Annotated in this window: 15 protein-coding genes; 7 read left to right on the forward strand and 8 right to left on the reverse strand. The window is 66.0% G+C overall.

Going from position 1 to position 14,836, the window contains the following annotated elements; all coding sequences use genetic code 11:
* Positions 1–2: 2 nt before the first annotated feature.
* Together GRI48_RS04670 and GRI48_RS04675 are read right to left on the reverse strand one after the other, a co-directional pair.
* The gene (locus GRI48_RS04670; RefSeq protein ID WP_160672105.1) at positions 3–752 is read right to left on the reverse strand and encodes a Brp/Blh family beta-carotene 15,15'-dioxygenase; all 750 of its coding nucleotides are present in this window, start codon (positions 750–752) and stop codon (positions 3–5) included.
* 87 nt (positions 753–839) lie between these two features.
* Positions 840–1,706 (reverse strand): bacteriorhodopsin, encoded by an 867-nt coding sequence (locus GRI48_RS04675; RefSeq protein WP_160672108.1) that lies wholly within the window; start codon positions 1,704–1,706, stop codon positions 840–842.
* A gap of 142 nt (positions 1,707–1,848) precedes the next feature.
* On the opposite strand from GRI48_RS04675, the gene GRI48_RS04680 reads away from it, so the two are divergent.
* Positions 1,849–3,132 carry a DUF2254 family protein gene (locus GRI48_RS04680; RefSeq protein ID WP_160672111.1) on the forward strand — a complete coding sequence of 428 codons (1,284 nt, stop codon included), beginning with the start codon at positions 1,849–1,851 and terminating at the stop codon, positions 3,130–3,132.
* Positions 3,129–4,448: a DUF2254 domain-containing protein gene (locus GRI48_RS04685; protein ID WP_160672114.1), complete on the forward strand. Its 1,320-nt coding sequence runs from the start codon at positions 3,129–3,131 to the stop codon at positions 4,446–4,448. Before GRI48_RS04680 ends, GRI48_RS04685 begins: the two co-directional genes overlap by 4 nt.
* Before the next feature lie 33 nt (positions 4,449–4,481).
* On the opposite strand, the gene GRI48_RS04690 is transcribed toward GRI48_RS04685, so the two are convergent.
* The gene (locus GRI48_RS04690) at positions 4,482–5,363 is read right to left on the reverse strand and encodes a DMT family transporter (RefSeq protein ID WP_160672117.1); all 882 of its coding nucleotides are present in this window, start codon (positions 5,361–5,363) and stop codon (positions 4,482–4,484) included.
* Between the two features lie 30 nt (positions 5,364–5,393).
* On the opposite strand from GRI48_RS04690, the gene GRI48_RS04695 reads away from it, so the two are divergent.
* Together GRI48_RS04695 and GRI48_RS04700 are read left to right on the forward strand one after the other, a co-directional pair.
* Complete coding sequence (locus tag GRI48_RS04695) at positions 5,394–6,566, forward strand: alkene reductase (RefSeq protein WP_419956943.1); 1,173 nt, start codon at positions 5,394–5,396, stop codon at positions 6,564–6,566.
* A gap of 12 nt (positions 6,567–6,578) precedes the next feature.
* Positions 6,579–7,499 carry an HpcH/HpaI aldolase/citrate lyase family protein gene (locus tag GRI48_RS04700; RefSeq protein WP_160672120.1) on the forward strand — a complete coding sequence of 307 codons (921 nt, stop codon included), beginning with the start codon at positions 6,579–6,581 and terminating at the stop codon, positions 7,497–7,499.
* Here GRI48_RS04700 and GRI48_RS04705 read toward each other — a convergent pair.
* Together GRI48_RS04705 and lipB are read right to left on the reverse strand one after the other, a co-directional pair.
* Positions 7,496–7,843 (reverse strand): hypothetical protein, encoded by a 348-nt coding sequence (locus GRI48_RS04705; RefSeq protein ID WP_160672123.1) that lies wholly within the window; start codon positions 7,841–7,843, stop codon positions 7,496–7,498. The two genes, GRI48_RS04700 and GRI48_RS04705, sit on opposite strands and share 4 nt — an antisense overlap.
* The gene (gene lipB, locus GRI48_RS04710) at positions 7,840–8,517 is read right to left on the reverse strand and encodes a lipoyl(octanoyl) transferase LipB (protein WP_160672126.1); all 678 of its coding nucleotides are present in this window, start codon (positions 8,515–8,517) and stop codon (positions 7,840–7,842) included. The genes GRI48_RS04705 and lipB overlap by 4 nt, the downstream gene beginning before the upstream one ends.
* Positions 8,518–8,638: 121 nt before the next feature.
* On the opposite strand from lipB, the gene GRI48_RS04715 reads away from it, so the two are divergent.
* The gene (locus GRI48_RS04715; RefSeq protein ID WP_160672129.1) at positions 8,639–9,409 is read left to right on the forward strand and encodes a glycerophosphoryl diester phosphodiesterase membrane domain-containing protein; all 771 of its coding nucleotides are present in this window, start codon (positions 8,639–8,641) and stop codon (positions 9,407–9,409) included.
* On the opposite strand, the gene GRI48_RS04720 is transcribed toward GRI48_RS04715, so the two are convergent.
* The gene (locus GRI48_RS04720; protein WP_160672132.1) at positions 9,406–10,035 is read right to left on the reverse strand and encodes a class I SAM-dependent methyltransferase; all 630 of its coding nucleotides are present in this window, start codon (positions 10,033–10,035) and stop codon (positions 9,406–9,408) included. The genes GRI48_RS04715 and GRI48_RS04720 overlap by 4 nt on opposite strands.
* Before the next feature lie 122 nt (positions 10,036–10,157).
* Here GRI48_RS04720 and GRI48_RS04725 point away from each other — a divergent pair, with 122 nt between their 5' ends.
* Entirely contained in the window at positions 10,158–11,528 is a 1,371-nt protein-coding gene (locus GRI48_RS04725; RefSeq protein WP_160672135.1) for an MFS transporter, read from the forward strand.
* Positions 11,529–11,541: 13 nt separating this feature from the next.
* Here the strand turns inward: GRI48_RS04725 and arsC are convergent, their stop codons facing one another.
* The gene (gene arsC, locus GRI48_RS04730) at positions 11,542–11,886 is read right to left on the reverse strand and encodes an arsenate reductase (glutaredoxin) (RefSeq protein ID WP_160672138.1); all 345 of its coding nucleotides are present in this window, start codon (positions 11,884–11,886) and stop codon (positions 11,542–11,544) included.
* A gap of 143 nt (positions 11,887–12,029) precedes the next feature.
* Here arsC and GRI48_RS04735 point away from each other — a divergent pair, with 143 nt between their 5' ends.
* A complete protein-coding gene (locus GRI48_RS04735; RefSeq protein WP_160672141.1) occupies positions 12,030–14,186 on the forward strand; it encodes a TonB-dependent receptor in 2,157 nt (718 codons plus the stop codon).
* Positions 14,187–14,208: 22 nt separating this feature from the next.
* Here the strand turns inward: GRI48_RS04735 and GRI48_RS04740 are convergent, their stop codons facing one another.
* Positions 14,209–14,763: a (2Fe-2S)-binding protein gene (locus GRI48_RS04740; protein ID WP_160672144.1), complete on the reverse strand. Its 555-nt coding sequence runs from the start codon at positions 14,761–14,763 to the stop codon at positions 14,209–14,211.
* Between the last annotated feature and the right edge of the window lie 73 nt (positions 14,764–14,836).

Raw genomic sequence — 14,836 nt, forward strand, 5'->3', positions numbered from 1 at the left:
CGCTAGCGCTCGAGCCGCTCGGTCAGCATGTGCGGGGTGGCCATGCCGAACGCCAATGCGACCGCGATTTCCATTGCGAGCAGACCGTTTGCCACCAGTGCGACGATCGTCGCCGCTCCGGCGATCGCGATGCCCGTCGGCAGCGCCACTGCCCGCATGATGGCCGGGACACCGTAACTAGCGATCTGTCGTTGCTGGACGGGCACTGCGTGGGCGAGCACGAAGATCAGCCCGACCGCAAGCACCGGATCGAACAGCGCGACCGCGCCGAGCGAGAGGACGGCGTGACCCGAACCGCTCTCGCCGCGGACGAGCGCCAGTATCGCGAGCGCGACGCCGACCCCGCCCGCAACCGAAAACGCCACGACGAGTTCGCTCGGCACGCTCCCTGCGGTGATCTGCTCGAAGATCGCCGTCGTCTCCCGTCGCTGGAAGAGCGCGCTGCCGCCCGTCGCCAGCGCGGCGATGGCGAGCCGGCTCGTGGCCGAGAACGCGCAGTCGCTGCGCGCGAAATGCCAGGCCGACAAAGCGAGAAAGAGCACCAGCCCGGCAAGCGGCGCGGCAAGGAAAAGTGCCGCGATGGCTGCGCCCACTACGAGGTAGCCCGCCACGTGAAGCGCGCCGAAGCGCCGCAATTCGCCGTCCTGCTCGTCACCCGCGCCATGCGCGAAGCCGAGCACGTAGAGGATCAGCCCGCACGCCAGCGCATAGTCGGGGCCTGCGACCTGTGCGGCGATCGCAGCAATCAGCACGGCCCACGCGAAAAGGGCCCCGGCATCGCGCCAGGGCCCTTGTCTTGCGAGGCGTAGCCGGTCCAGGCCCTGCCCCCGGCTAACTTATCAATCGCCGCGCCGCGACGCGACGGCCGAGCCCAGCGGCGAGGTTTCGAGCGCCTCGGCAGCCGGGACATAGCCTTCCAGCGCGCTACGGCGCAGGACGTAGCGGCTGAGGATGATGCCGTAGATCAGCTTGGACGAGATGTCGGCAATCGAGAACAGCAGCTGGCGGACGACCACAACGTCGCCGGTGAAGCCGAGTTGCGGCAGCGCGTAGCCGATCGGGTAGAGACCCCAGGTGGCGAGGAAGTACCACCAGATGTTCTTGGGCCATCCCTTGAGCTCGGCCGGGCTGTTGGCGACACCAAGCGTGATGACGCCGCGGACCTCCACGATCAGCCACACGAAGAACACGGTGGAAATTACGCCCCACAGATTCAGGCGCGACCAGTCGCCGGTCTCGCCGAACTGGCCGTAAAGACCCGTCCAGATCATCAGCAGGGCCGGTACGATCATGCGCAACACCCGCTTGTGCAGGTCGGGACGCGAGATACCGAAGGCGATTGCCAGCTGCGTCAGCAGGATCGGAACCGTGATGGTCCAGTTCCCGTATCGGAAAGCGTTGGTGAAGCTCTGGTTTTCAGCGAGCGGGCGATAGATGCCGTCGACCAGTTCGTAACTCGCCTGCCAGAGGCTGAACTCGCGCAGCAGGCTGAGGCCCGCCGATGCCATGACGACGGCCGACAGGACGGGAACGATGCGATACCGCGGCGCGAGCTGCAGCGACATCATCAGGAAGAACAGGATGAAGGCGAAGTGGGCACCGTAGCTGACCATCAGGATCAGCGATCCGGTGGTGTATTGCCCGGCGGTGAGTTGAACCAGGTTTTCGATACTGCCGAACTGCGCGGCCGTTTCCATGGATATCATACAAGTATCCTTTGATTGACGGGAGTTAGCTCCGTTGAATGGGCGCCACCGCTTTTCCCAAGCCCCCTTGGCCGCTGCGCGTAGCAACCAAATCGCCCCTGCGCGGTTATGTTCCTAAGTGCAGATCAACAGGGGTGTTTTTTTGTCGAGGCCACGCCCGATCAAGGATTTGTTCGGCTGGGCTCTCCACCGTTTGACGGCCAATTACTGGTCGCTGGCGCTCGGAGCTGTCCTGCTGGCGCCGATCGTTTTTGCCGCAACGCTGTATGCCGACCGCCAAGGCCTGACCGCCTGGCTGCTGGAACGCGACCTTGCGCTTGTTTCCTCGGCGGAAACCGCGCGCGATGCCGCGGCGGTCATTGCCGGCATCGACGCCGCCTTTCTGACGCTGTTCTTCTCGATTTCGCTGATCGTGCTGACCATCGCCGCAGGCAATCTCGGCGTCCGGCTGATCGATCGCTGGCTCGCCAAGCGGCTGGTCCGGGTGTCGATTGCGGGCCTCGCCTTCACCTTGATCCACGCCGTGCTGACGATGAGCGCGATCGATGCCGAAGCCACGCTCGCGCAGACCCCGCTGGCGACCTTCGCCAGCTGCATCGTGCTGCTCGCCATCAACACCGTGATGCTCGCGGTCGCAACGCACGATCTCGGCCGCACGATGTTCGTCGACAAGGCTCTCCATGCCGTGTCACGGGACGGACAGGAGCCGGCCATCGCCGTACGCGCGGGCGAACCGGCAAATTTGGCCCTGCCCTTCGCGATCACTGCACCGCGCAACGGATATGTCGAGGGCATCCATCTCGATCAGCTGGCCAATGCAGTCGAGGGCTGCGGCGAGGCACGCCTGACAGCCGCCCCCGGCCAGCACGTCCTCGAAGGGCAAGCCCTGATCGAAACCGCGAGCAAGTGCCCCGATCGCAAGGCGGTTCTCCGGGCCATTCCGATCGGGCGGTTCCGCAGCAACAGCCAGGGTCCGGTGTTCCAAATCCGCTTGCTCGTCGAAGTGGCCGCCCGGGCGCTCTCGCCGGCCGTCAACGATTTCTACACCGCGATCGCCGCCGTCGACGCGCTGACAGAAGTCGCTGGCGCGCATGTCGGCAACTGGGTCGACGCGGATCGCAGCGTAGTCAGCAGCGAATATCCGAAGATCGCGTTGCCGGGGCAGGATTTTCGCGGCCTCTTCGAAGACCCGCTTGCCGCGCTGCGCCAGGCGGCAGCCGACTATCCTTCCGTCTCGATCCGGATCATCGGCAATCTCGAACGGCTCATCCACCTCCATACCGAGGGCAGGCCCGGCCTCGTGCGCTTTCTGCGAGAATATGCACAGCAGGTCCACCAGCAGGCGCGCGCGCGCTGCGAAATCGATAAGGACCGGTCGTCACTGGATGCCGCATTGGCCTCGTTTCAGGAAATTCCGCACGCATGACTTCCGATATCCGCTTCTTCTGGGCCCGCCTCAACGCGAACTACTGGTTCTATCCGGCGCTGTTCTCGATCATCGCGGGCGTCCTGGCCTTTGTGATGATCTACCTCGACCGGGCGGGCTTTGCCGAGTTCCTCAACGAAACTGACTGGATCGTGCCGGCCCGTCCCAAGGGCGCTTCGGACATGCTGACGGTGATGGCCGGATCGATGATCGGCGTCGCCTCGACCGTATTCTCCATCACGATCGCAGCGGTGGCCTACGCCAGTGGCAATTACGGCCCGCGCCTGCTGACCAATTTCATGGAAGACCGCGGCAACCAGCTCAGTCTGGCCACCTTCATCGGCGCCTTCGTCTATGCATTGATCGTCCTGCGCGCAGTGCGGGCCGAGGACGAGACGGCGAGCGACCTGAGCGATGCGACGGCGACTGCCCTGCCCGGCTTCGCACCGCAGCTATCCCTGCTGGTCGCTTACCTGCTGATGGCATTCTGCGTCGCGGTGCTGGTCTACTTCCTCAACCACATCCCCTCCTCGATCCGGATCAACCGGGTGCTGCAAGGGATCGGCTCGAGGCTCCTCGATGCGATCCGCGACGTCTATCCGGTAGAGGGCAGTTTCTCCGCCGCCGCCGAACACGATCCGGGCGAGCCGCTGACCGCCTTGGAAACCGGCTACGTCCAGCTCATCGATTTCGAGGATCTCGCCAAGGTCGCGCGCGATTGCGAAAGCGTCTTCACGCTCAAGGTGCGCACCGGCGATTTCGTGCACCGCGGCCTGCCGTTGCTCGATGTCGACGGGTGCGATCCCGCCGAGGTCGAGGACCGGGTTCGAAAGTGCTTTACCCTCGGAGCGACCCGGACACCCGAGCAGGACCCGCAATTCCTCATCGACGAGCTGGTCGAGATCGGCCTGCGCGCGCTGTCTCCCGGGATCAACGATCCCTTCACCGCGATTACCTCGCTGCACTGGCTCGGCGCGGCGACGTCGGAAATCGGACGGCGGGATCTGCGCAAGAACCTCTGCGGAGACGACGTCGAGGATTGTCCTCTCGTGCCGCTGACAGATGATTTCGAACACTACGTGAAGCGCGGTTACGGCGCGATCCGTTCCGGCGTGGCGACCAATCCGATCGCCGCCGAGGTGATGCTCGACACGCTCGCCCATGCCGCCGCCCCGATCGAGGACCGGGACCGGCAGGCACTGCTGCGGCGCGAAGGCCAGCTGCTGGCCGACCAGGCGGCGTTGGCACTGGCCGGGCCGGATCTCGACCGTTTCCAGAAACGGCATGCCGAGTTCGACCGGACCTTCTGGGACTGACGACGGGCCTCGGCGAGCCAGCCGGTCAGCGGATCAGCGGGTCGACGCCCGCGCCAGCACGAGCGCGCCGCCCAGCAGCGCCATGCCGATGATGTCGATCGCGGTCAGGACTTCGCCGAAGATGAGGTAGCCGTAGATCGCTGCGACCGCCGGCTGGGTCAGCAGCGCGAGGCCGATCACCAGCGGCGAGAAGTGCCGCATGGCGAAGACCAGCAGGCCTTGTCCGACCAGCTGGCTCGTGACGAACAGGATCAGCACCGGCGTCCAGTCGGTCGGCCAGAACGGCTCGCCAGCGACGAGCGCGATGGTCAGCAGAGGCACGCAAGCGAAAATGCTCACCCAGGTCAGCAGGCTCCATGCGCCGATGGTCTTTCGCGCGCCTTGCAAGGTGACGAGGTAGACAGCGTAGAGCAATCCCGCAGCGAGGCAGAACAGGTCTCCGACCAGCGTTCTCGTCGAGATTTCGGCGCTCTCGCCCATCAGGATCGCCGCTCCAGCCAGCGCGCTGACGATGGCCAGCCACTCGCTGCCGCGCGGCAGTGTGCGCGCGACCAGAAATCCCCAGAACAGCATTACGATGCTGCCGGCATTCCCGAACAGCGTCGCATTGCCGGCGCGGGTCATCTCGATCCCGGTGTGCCAGCTCGCCAAATCGAGGCCGAAGGCGACCGCGCCCAGCGCGACGAACATCAGCGTGCGCCTCGGTATGCCGGTCAGCGGCTGACCCGTCCCCCGCGCCAACAGTGCAAGGAATGGCAGGGCGAGAAACAAGCGCCAGAAGCCGGCCGAAACAGGCCCCGTATCGGCCAGCCTGACGAGCAGCGGACCGAAGGCCAGGGCGACGTTGCCTGCCAGCAATGCCAGCAGCAGCACCGCTTTTCCCGGTAACGCCCTGTCGCCTGCCGCCATCGTCATGCTTGCGCCCTAGCCCAGCGCACGGCAGGGATGAAACGAATAGTCAATTGCAACGCATTGGGAGACACGACCTTGCACGACAGCCTGTTCCAGCCGCTCGACCTCGGCTCGATTTCGACGAAGAACCGCATCTACATGGCACCGCTTACCCGCGGCCGCTCGACCCAGCCGGGTTCGATCCCGAACGACATGATGGTCGAATATTATCGCCAGCGGGCCGGATCGGGGCTGATCATCAGCGAGGCGACAGGCATATCCGTGGAGGGTCTGGGCTGGCCCGCCGCGCCGGGAATCTGGTCCGAAGAACAGACCGAAGGTTGGAAACCGGTAACCAAAGCCGTTCACGAAGCTGGAGGGGCTATCGTGCTTCAACTGTGGCATATGGGCCGTCTGGTACATCCCGATTTCCTCGGCGGCGAGCCGGGAGTGTCCGCCTCGGCGACGACGGCGCCCGATCACGCGCATACGCGCGAAGGGCGCAAGCCGCACCAGCAGGCCCGTGCGCTCGAAACCGACGAGGTCGCCCGCGTGGTCGACGATTACCGCAAGGCCGCGGCCAATGCGAAGGCTGCCGGTTTCGACGGCGTCCAGCTGCACGGCGCTAATGGGTACCTGGTCGACCAGTTCCTGCGCGATTCGACCAACCTGCGCGAAGACAGGTACGGTGGTTCGCCCGAGAACCGGGCACGCTTCCTGCGCGAAGTGCTCGAGGCGCTGATCGGCGAATGGGGCGCGGACCGCGTCGGAGTGCGGCTGTCGCCGAACGGCGAGACGCAAGGCTGCGACGACAGCAATCCGGCAGCGACCTTCGGCGCGGCTGCCCGGGTCTGCGAAGACCTGAAGCTCGCCTTCCTCGAATTGCGCGAACCCGGCCCGGACGGCACCTTTGGCGCGACCGATGTGCCCAAGCAGAGCCCGATGATCCGCGAGATCTACTCCGGCCCGTTGATTCTCAACAGCGACTACACCGCCGAAGAAGCGGAGGCGGATGTCGCTTCGGGCAAGTGCGACGCGGTCAGCTTCGGCCGGCCCTACATCTCGAATCCCGACCTTGCCGAGCGCATCCGCGCGGGCGCGGAATGGGCCCCGAACAAGGATGCCCCGAAGAGCTGGTATCTGCCCGGACCCGAAGGATACATCGACTACCCCACCATGGAGCAGCAATCGGGGCAGCCGGGCGCGATGCCCGCCGCTGCCGGATAGAAAGGCGAGCGTATGAAATCCTGGCTCATAGTGCGTGCGGACGAGGAGGCGCTGCTGGCTTCGGCAGCGACCTCGGGTGCGGGCGTCGTGGTCGTCGACTGCGGCTTTGCCGCGGGCGACCGGGCCAAGGATGAAGCGCGGCATGCGGCGCGCGACTGGCTGTCCTCGCACCGCCAGCAGGTGCTGGCGCATGGCCGGTTCGCGCGCTGGGTCCGCATCAGCCCGATCCACGATGCCGCCTGGCGCGACGACCTGGAAACCGTGATGGCCGCCGCACCGGAAGGCATTCTGCTGCCCGAATGCAGCGGCCCCGGGCAATTGCAGGAAATCGCGGCGCAGCTTTACGAGGTCGAACAGCGCAACGGGATCCAGCACGGTGCGACCCGGATCGTGCCGCAAGTGGGTTCGCGCGCCGGCGATGCGCTGAACATCCGCTCCTTCGCCGAGGAATCGCATCCACGCCTTGCCGGCCTCACATGGGATGCGCGTGCGCTCGCCCACTCGCTCGGCTCGCGCCGGACCCGCGACGGTTTCGGCGGTTTCACCGATGCCATGCGCCACGTGCGCGCCAGCGTATTGCTGACCGCCCACGCGCGCGGGATCATGGCAATCGAATCGGCCCACGCCGTCGCCAAGGACATCGAGGGCGCGGATGCAGCGGCCAAGGCCGCCCGCGCCGATGGCTTTTCGGCGATGGCCGCGCGCCACCCGGCCCATGTCGGACCGATCAACAAGGCCTTCGAACCCACACCGGAAGAACGCAGCGACGCGCTGTCGATCGTCGCTGCCTTCGCTAGCAATCCCGGCATGGAGACGCTGCCGCACAAGGGGCGGCGGATCGGGGCATCGGAGCTGGCCCGGGCCCGCCGTCTGCTGGGACAGGAAGAAGACGCCGAGCCCGGCGTCCGGCAGGAAGCCCGCTCGCTGGTCTAGTCGTCGGCAGCCGATGCGCCGTCTGCGCCATCGGCCATGTCGCTGGCGAGAGCATCGATCGCCGCATCGGGATCGGTCTCCTCACCGGATTGCGTTCCGGCCGGCGCTACGTCCGCAGCCGAGGCCCCGTCGGAACCCGCGACCGGATCGGCCTCGAGCGGGGGGCTTTGCGACTGGAGCGAATCGAGGGGCAGCATCGCATCGCTGATCGTGCCCCCGCGCACCTCGCCGGCCGCGGTGCGCGCATCGCCCGCGGTATCGCGTTCGACTGCCTCTTCCGAACAACCGGCGAAGGCGGCAACGGCCAGCAAGGGCAATGCAGCGCGCAGAAGGGGACGGATCATGCGGAACAGGCCTTTTCGAGTGCGGCGAGGAAGCCGCCGAAGTTGGCGACCAATGCCTCATCGAAGGCCTCCGGCGCAAGCGCGATGCCCAACCGATCGAGGCTGGTGACGCCGAATTCCTCGATCCCGCACGGCACGATCCCGGCAAAATGCGTCAGGTCGGGCGAGAGGTTTACCGAAAAGCCGTGCATGGTGACCCACTTGCGCACCCGCACGCCGATCGCGCCGATCTTCGCCTCGCGCCCGTCCACGTCCCGTGTCCAGATGCCGACGCGCCCGTCCGCCCGCCAGCTTTCGACACCCAGATCGGCAAGCGTGGCGATCACCCAGCCTTCAAGCGCATGGACGAAACAGCGCACGTCCCGCCCGCGCTTGTTGAGATCGAGCAGGACGTAGCCGACCCGCTGGCCGGGCCCGTGATAGGTGTAGCGACCGCCCCGCCCTGCTTCGACCACTTCGAAGCGCGGATCGAGCAGCTCCGCCTCGGCCGCGCTGGTCCCGGCGGTGTACACGGGCGGGTGCTCGAGCAGCCAGACGAGTTCGCGCGCCTCGCCAGCGGCAATTGCCGCGTTGCGCGCGGTCATCTCCTCGAGCGCGGCGCGATAGCCGACCTGGCCATGCTCGCGGCGAACTTCGATCCCGGTATCGTTTTCGGTGGCGGGAAATTCGACCATGGCGATTGCGTGGCCTTGCCGCCTGCGCTTATCAAGAGGGAACACACGCTTACCGGACGCAGGGGGATCCACGATGGTGGGTAAATTCGATTCAAACGCTGCATGGAACAGCGCCGTTCGCATGCTCAAGGCAAACGGCAACGTCGTGGCCGTGGTCGCCGGCGTGTTCTTCTTCCTGCCCAACCTGGCTGTCGCGCTGGTTGCGCCGGAACTGGCCAACCCGATGGCCGAAGTTCCCCCTGCCGAGACGAGCGAACAGGCAATGGCTCAGCTCTCGCACCTCGGTCCGGGGTTCTTCGTGACGATCGTCGTCCTCGCGCTGATCCAGGCAGTCGGAGTGCTCGCATTGCTGCGCCTGCTGACCGACCGCGAGAAGCCGACCGTGGGCGAAGCGCTCAAGAGCGGGCTCGGCGGGCTCGTGCCCTACCTGCTCGCGCAGATCGTCCAGCTGGTCCTTTCGATCCTGCTGATCGGCATCCCGCTCGGCCTGGTGCTGGCAAGCGGCATGCCCGCGCTGATCCTGATCGGCATAGTGATCGCCCTCGTCGCCTTCATCTTCCTCTTCGTGCGGTTTTCGCTGCTGTCACCTGCCATCGCGATCGACCGGATCCACGGTCCAATCGCTGCGCTGAAGCGCTCGTGGCAACTGACCTCGGGCAAGGTCGGCCGGCTGGCGCTGTTCTTCTTCCTGCTCTTCGTCGCGATCATGGTCGTCTACCTGGTCGGATCGATGATCTTCGGCCTGGTCTTCGCGCTGATGGGCGAGAGCATGGCGCAGGTAGGTCAAGCGCTGATCGGGTCGTTCATCAACGCGCTGTTCGCGACTGTCTTCATGGCGGTAATCGCGGCGGTTCACCGCCAGTTGACCGCAACCGGGGAAGCGGCAGCCTAGGCGGCGTCCTTCCAGCCCCAGAAGAGCTTGACGGGCAGCACGTTCCACAGCTCGAAACCCTGATCGATGCGCGCGAAATGCCGGGCCATGAAGTCCCGCGCCTTGGCGCTGAACTGATAGACCAGGAATGCGCCGCCGGGACGAAGAACTTCGTGCGTGGCCTCGGCGATCGCCGGGCCGATGCCGTCCGGCAGGGTCGAGAACGGGAGGCCCGACAGAACGTAATCGGCATGACCGAAACCATGCGCGCGCACGATCTCCTGCACGTCGGCGGCAGATCCGAGTACCGCGAAGAACCGGCCATCGGTAATCGTGCGCTTGAGATAGTCGATATAGAGCGGGTTCGTGTCGATCACGATCAAGGTCCCGTCGCGGCGCATCCGCTCGAGGACCGGGCGACAGAACGTCCCGACGCCCGGACCGTATTCGACGAACAGCTCGCATTCGGCCCAGTCGACCGGCGCCAGCATCTTCTCGATCGTGAAGCGCGAGGACGGGATGATCGATCCGACCATCCTGGGATGTTCGACGAAGCCGCGAAAGAAGACGCCCCACTGGCCGAACAGCGCGCCGAGCTTGCGGCGCAGGCCGGCGCGCCGGACGATGGCAGTCTCTGAAGTATTCAAGAATTCGGACCCTCAGCCGCGCCCCTCGCCGATCGTGGCGCTTGGGGGCCTGTATCGGCTTCGGAGTGGCAAAGAAGGCATTGCATTGCAAGCGCGCTCGGGTGGGCGTAGCGCGCTGAACGATGTCCGAAGGCGATCCCTCCATCCCGCTCGACAAGGCTGTATCCGCGCCGAGGCGGGCCATTTCGCGCGGGCGCATGGCCTTGCTGTTCATGGTCATGCTGGTCACCGCCGCCGGCAATACCGCGATGCAGTCCGTCATGCCCTCGATCGGGACCGAGCTGGGCGTACAGGACGTCTGGATCAGCCTCGCCTACACCTGGTCGGCGCTCCTGTGGGTGGTCTGCGCGCCGTTCTGGGCCCGGCGATCCGACCAGCGCGGGCGCAAGGCAATGATGGCGCTCGGCCTGGTCGGCTTCATCGTGTCGATGGGCCTGTGCGGGATCGCGCTGTGGCTCGGCCTCTCCGGAGTGCTGGGAGCGGCCGCGGCGCTGGTCGCCTTCGCGCTCGCGCGCAGTCTCTACGGCGGTTTCGGCAGCGCCGCCCCGCCAGCCGTGCAGGCCTATGTTGCGAGCCGCACCCCGCGGGCCGAGCGCACGCAGGCGCTCTCGCTGATCGCTTCGAGCTTCGGCCTCGGTACGGTGATCGGCCCGGCCCTCGCGCCGCTGATGGTCCTCCCCCTGGTCGGACTGACCGGACCGTTCATCATCTTCGCGGCGATCGGAATCGTCACGCTGATCGCGCTGCGAATCCGCCTCCCGAACGACGAACCGCAGTTCCCGGCACGCGGAAGGACCTATGATGCGCCCTATGCCGGCGCCTCGGCCGAATCGCGCGAGAACGATGCCGAAGACGAGGACGACGACGAGGAAGACGACGGGCCTGCCGAGCCGGGACGGCTGCGCTGGTTCGAACCGCGGCTGAGGCCGTGGGTCATCATCGGGCTGGTCGGTGGCCATGCGCAGGCGATGGTACTCGGCATATCGGGCTTCCTGGTGCTCGACCGGCTGGGCCTGCGCGAAACGCCGGAACTGGGCACCGGCCCGGTCGGCCTGGTGCTGATGTGCGGGGCGATCGCCACGCTGCTCGCGCAATGGGGGCTGATCCCGCGGCTCGACCTGGGCCCGCGCGCGGCGAGCCTTTCGGGCATCGCGCTCTCGGCGGTGGGCGTCGCCTATCTCTCTGTAGCCAGCGACCTCCATGCCATCGCGCTCGCCTACGCGATCGCATCGCTCGGCTTCGGCCTGTTCCGCCCGGGCACGACTGCCGGAACCTCGCTTGCGGTTACCCGTGCCGAGCAGGGCCAGGCCTCCGGCATTACCGCCTCGGTCGCGGGGGCCAGCTTCGTCTACGCACCGGCGCTGGGCGTGTGGCTGTACGGCCATTCCGACTTTCTCGGCTTCGGCCTGATCATCGCGTTGTGCGCCGTGGTGCTCATCTACGGATGGTTTGCGCTGCAGAAGGACAGCCAGTTGACGCAGGAGCGCAACTGAGCGCCGACCGGGTTCAGAGGATTTCCTCGACCTTTTCCTTCGGCCGGCACAGGCGCACGCCCTTGTCGGTCTCGACGAGCGGGCGCTCGATCAGGATCGGCTCGGCAACCATCGCATCGAGGACTTCATCGGCGCTCGCATCGGGAAGGCCGCGCTCCTCGGCATCGGTGCCACGCAGGCGCAGACCGTCTTTCGGCGTCATTCCCGCATCGCTGTAGAGTTGCGCAAGCTTATCGCGGCTGGGCGGGTTCTTCAGATACTCGATGACTTCGACTTCGACGCCATCGCGTTCCTCGAGGATCGCGAGCGTATTGCGGGACGTCCCGCATTTCGGGTTATGCCAGATCGTCGCCTTCATCTGCGTATCCTTTTCGATTGCGTGTCGGCGGTCGCCTAGCGGGCGGAAAAAAACATGAAAAGCCGCGATTGAGGTTGCAATTGAGAATTACTCTCAATAGCAGGCCCGAATGCTTTCGAGAATCATTCTCAACTAGGGATCACATGAGCCGCTTCAACACCTCCGCCAGTTTGCTGACACTGGCCGCCGTCGCCTTCGCTTCCCCCGCATTCGCCACCGATGGCTCAGTCGTGCTCGCTGCGAGCGCAGCCGGAGCGGTCGATGCCGCCGCAGCCGATCCCGGCGATCCCGACCGCGATTATCTTTCCAGCGACATCGTCGTGCGCGGCAAGCGTACGGATGGCTACACCAACGACGATGGCTCGAGCGCCACCAAGACGCCCACGCCGATCATCGACGTGCCGCAGGCCGTGACTGCCATCACCAGCGACCAGCTGGAAGACCAGAACATCCGCCAGCTCGGCGAAGCGCTGCGCTATGTCCCCGGCGTGTCGATGGAGAGCGGTGAAGGCCAGCGCGACGAGGTCTTCATCCGCGGCCAGGAGACCACTGCCGATTTCTATCTCGACGGACTGCGCGACGATGCGGAATACTACCGCTCGCTCTACAACATCGACCGGGTGGAAGTGCTCAAGGGCGCTAACGCGCTCATCTTCGGGCGTGGCGCCGGCGGCGGTGCGATCAATCGCGTGAGCAAGAAGGCAAGCCTGGTCGAGGACGTGACCGCAGCCCATCTGACGGTGGACAATTTCGGCGCCTTCTCCCTAACCGGCGACGTCTCTCGTCCGCTCGGCGAGGCCATCGCCTTGCGCGTGAACGCCGCTTACGAGGAGTTCGACAACCAGCGCAATTTCTACGAGGGCCGGTTCATCGGCATCAGTCCGACGGTGACCGCAGCGTTGGGCGAACGCACCACCCTGATTGCCAGCTATACCTATGACGACGACCAGCGGACGACCGATCGCGGTGTTCCGTCTTTCGACGGGCTGCCGCTGGCGGGCTACGACGAAACGCTGTTCGGCGATCCGGACTTTAACTACTCCGATGTCGAGGCGCATATCGCCCGCGCGCGGCTGGAGCATGAATTCTCGGCCGGCCTGTCGGCAAATGTCGCAGTCCAGTACGCCCACTACGACAAGTATTACGGCAATATCGTGCCTTCGGGCGCGGCGGACACCGACAATGACGGCGTGGCAGATGTCGTCAGCATCGGCGGTTACGAAAGCGCCACGGTCCGCGAGAACTTGATCGGCCAGGCGAACCTCGTCTGGGAAGGGCGCACCGGCGCGATTGGCCACACGCTGCTCGCCGGCGTGGAAGTTGCCCGCCAGGATACCGATGCGGTGCGCAATCGGGCTGTCTTCTCCGAATCCACCACCGTCGATCTGGCGGAGATCATCGACATCCCGGCCTTCACGCTCGCCCCGCAGCGCGCCAGCGCATCGACGCTCGACACGATCTCGCTCTACATTCAGGACCAGGTCGAGCTTGCCCCGTGGCTGCAGGTCGTCGCCGGCCTGCGTTACGACGAGTTCGATCTCGATTCGCTGAACATCGCCGACAGTTTCGCGGCACGCCGCAAGGACACTGCCGTATCGCCGCGCTTCGGGGTCATCCTGAAGCCGAGCGAGGCGGTGTCGGTCTATGCCAGCTATGGCGAGAGCTTCCTGCCCGCTTCCGGCAACCAGTTCACGGTGTTGAGCCAGGGTTCGGTTCTGCTCGAGCCCGAAGAGTTCGAGAACATGGAAGTGGGCGTGAAATATGCCCCCAACCCGGGCCTGCTTCTGACTGCGGCCCTGTTCCGGCTCGAGCGATCGAACACGCCGGCGACCGATAACGACGGCCTGACCGTGCTCACCGGCAAGAGCCGGGTCCAGGGCCTGGAACTGTCCGCTGCCGGCGAGCCGATGCCGAACCTCAACGTCAACCTGGGCTACACCTACCTCGACGGCGAGATCCTGTCGGCGATCGACGGTGCAGGTGTCGATACCGAGCTCCAGCAGTTGCCCAAGCACCAGCTCGGCCTGTGGTCGCGCTACGACTTCACCGAACGCTTCGGCCTCGGGCTTGGCGTGGTCCACCAGTCCAAGCAGTTCGCGAGCTATTCCAACAACGTCGAGCTGCCCTCGTACTGGCGGGTGGACGCGGCAGCCTATTTCGACCTGTCGGAGCAGATCGGTCTGCAGCTCAATATCGAGAACCTGTTCGACGAGACCTATTACGCGAGCGCCCACGGCGACAACAACATCCAGCCGGGCAAACCGCTGACCGCCAGCGTGGGCGTGCGGATCGGCTTCTGATCCCGGGACGAGGGCTGCCGGGCTATTCGGTGGGCCCGCGTCTGCCCGGACTGAGCGCGGGGACCGCCGCCCGCGCTTCCTCGATCGTCGTGCCCGGCGGCGGCGGACCGGCGATCGCCTCGCTCCGGCTGGCGACACGTCCGGCCCGCTGGATAGCGCGCACCAGCCGCGGATAGACCCCGCAGCGGCAGATGTTCGGCACCGCCTGCTTGATTTCGTCCTCCGACGGGGACGGATTGCGGCGGAGCAAGGCCGCTGCCGCCATCACGATGCCGGGTGTGCAGAAGCCGCACTGGATAGCCTGTTCGGCGACCAGCGCCTGCTGGACCGGATGCGAGCGGTCACGCGACAGGCCCTCGATGGTGGTGACGACGCGCCCTTCAGCCTCGCCGATCGTGACGAGGCAGCTCCTGAGCGCTTGCCCGTCGACGTCGACCATGCACGATCCGCAGTCGCCGACGCCGCAGCCGTATTTCGTACCGGTCAGGTTCGCCGCGTCGCGCAGCGCCCACAGAAGCGGCGTGTCCGCGTCCATGTCGAAACGCAACGGCCGCCCGTTCACGGTCATGCTGGGCAAGGCTGGGCTCCTGCGATCATTGCAAACCGCCTAGCTCAACGCGCCCCGCACCGGCAAGCGCGCCCGACAGCGT

It is taken from the genome of Qipengyuania oceanensis (genome assembly GCF_009827535.1).
GTDB classification, from domain to species: Bacteria; Pseudomonadota; Alphaproteobacteria; order Sphingomonadales; family Sphingomonadaceae; genus Qipengyuania_C; species Qipengyuania_C oceanensis.

What these genes read in the sequence shown, in the direction of transcription:
- GRI48_RS04705 (WP_160672123.1), bottom strand. Translation starts at nt 7,843, where the DNA reads ATGATCCGTCCCCTTCTGCGCGCTGCATTGCCCTTGCTGGCCGTTGCC.
- GRI48_RS04725 (WP_160672135.1), top strand. Translation starts at nt 10,158, where the DNA reads ATGTCCGAAGGCGATCCCTCCATCCCGCTCGACAAGGCTGTATCCGCG.
- GRI48_RS04695 (WP_419956943.1), top strand. Translation starts at nt 5,394, where the DNA reads ATGAAACGAATAGTCAATTGCAACGCATTGGGAGACACGACCTTGCAC.
- GRI48_RS04690 (WP_160672117.1), bottom strand. Translation starts at nt 5,363, where the DNA reads ATGACGATGGCGGCAGGCGACAGGGCGTTACCGGGAAAAGCGGTGCTG.
- arsC (WP_160672138.1), bottom strand. Translation starts at nt 11,886, where the DNA reads ATGAAGGCGACGATCTGGCATAACCCGAAATGCGGGACGTCCCGCAAT.
- GRI48_RS04685 (WP_160672114.1), top strand. Translation starts at nt 3,129, where the DNA reads ATGACTTCCGATATCCGCTTCTTCTGGGCCCGCCTCAACGCGAACTAC.
- GRI48_RS04735 (WP_160672141.1), top strand. Translation starts at nt 12,030, where the DNA reads ATGAGCCGCTTCAACACCTCCGCCAGTTTGCTGACACTGGCCGCCGTC.
- GRI48_RS04715 (WP_160672129.1), top strand. Translation starts at nt 8,639, where the DNA reads ATGCTCAAGGCAAACGGCAACGTCGTGGCCGTGGTCGCCGGCGTGTTC.
- lipB (WP_160672126.1), bottom strand. Translation starts at nt 8,517, where the DNA reads ATGGTCGAATTTCCCGCCACCGAAAACGATACCGGGATCGAAGTTCGC.
- GRI48_RS04700 (WP_160672120.1), top strand. Translation starts at nt 6,579, where the DNA reads ATGAAATCCTGGCTCATAGTGCGTGCGGACGAGGAGGCGCTGCTGGCT.
- GRI48_RS04675 (WP_160672108.1), bottom strand. Translation starts at nt 1,706, where the DNA reads ATGATATCCATGGAAACGGCCGCGCAGTTCGGCAGTATCGAAAACCTG.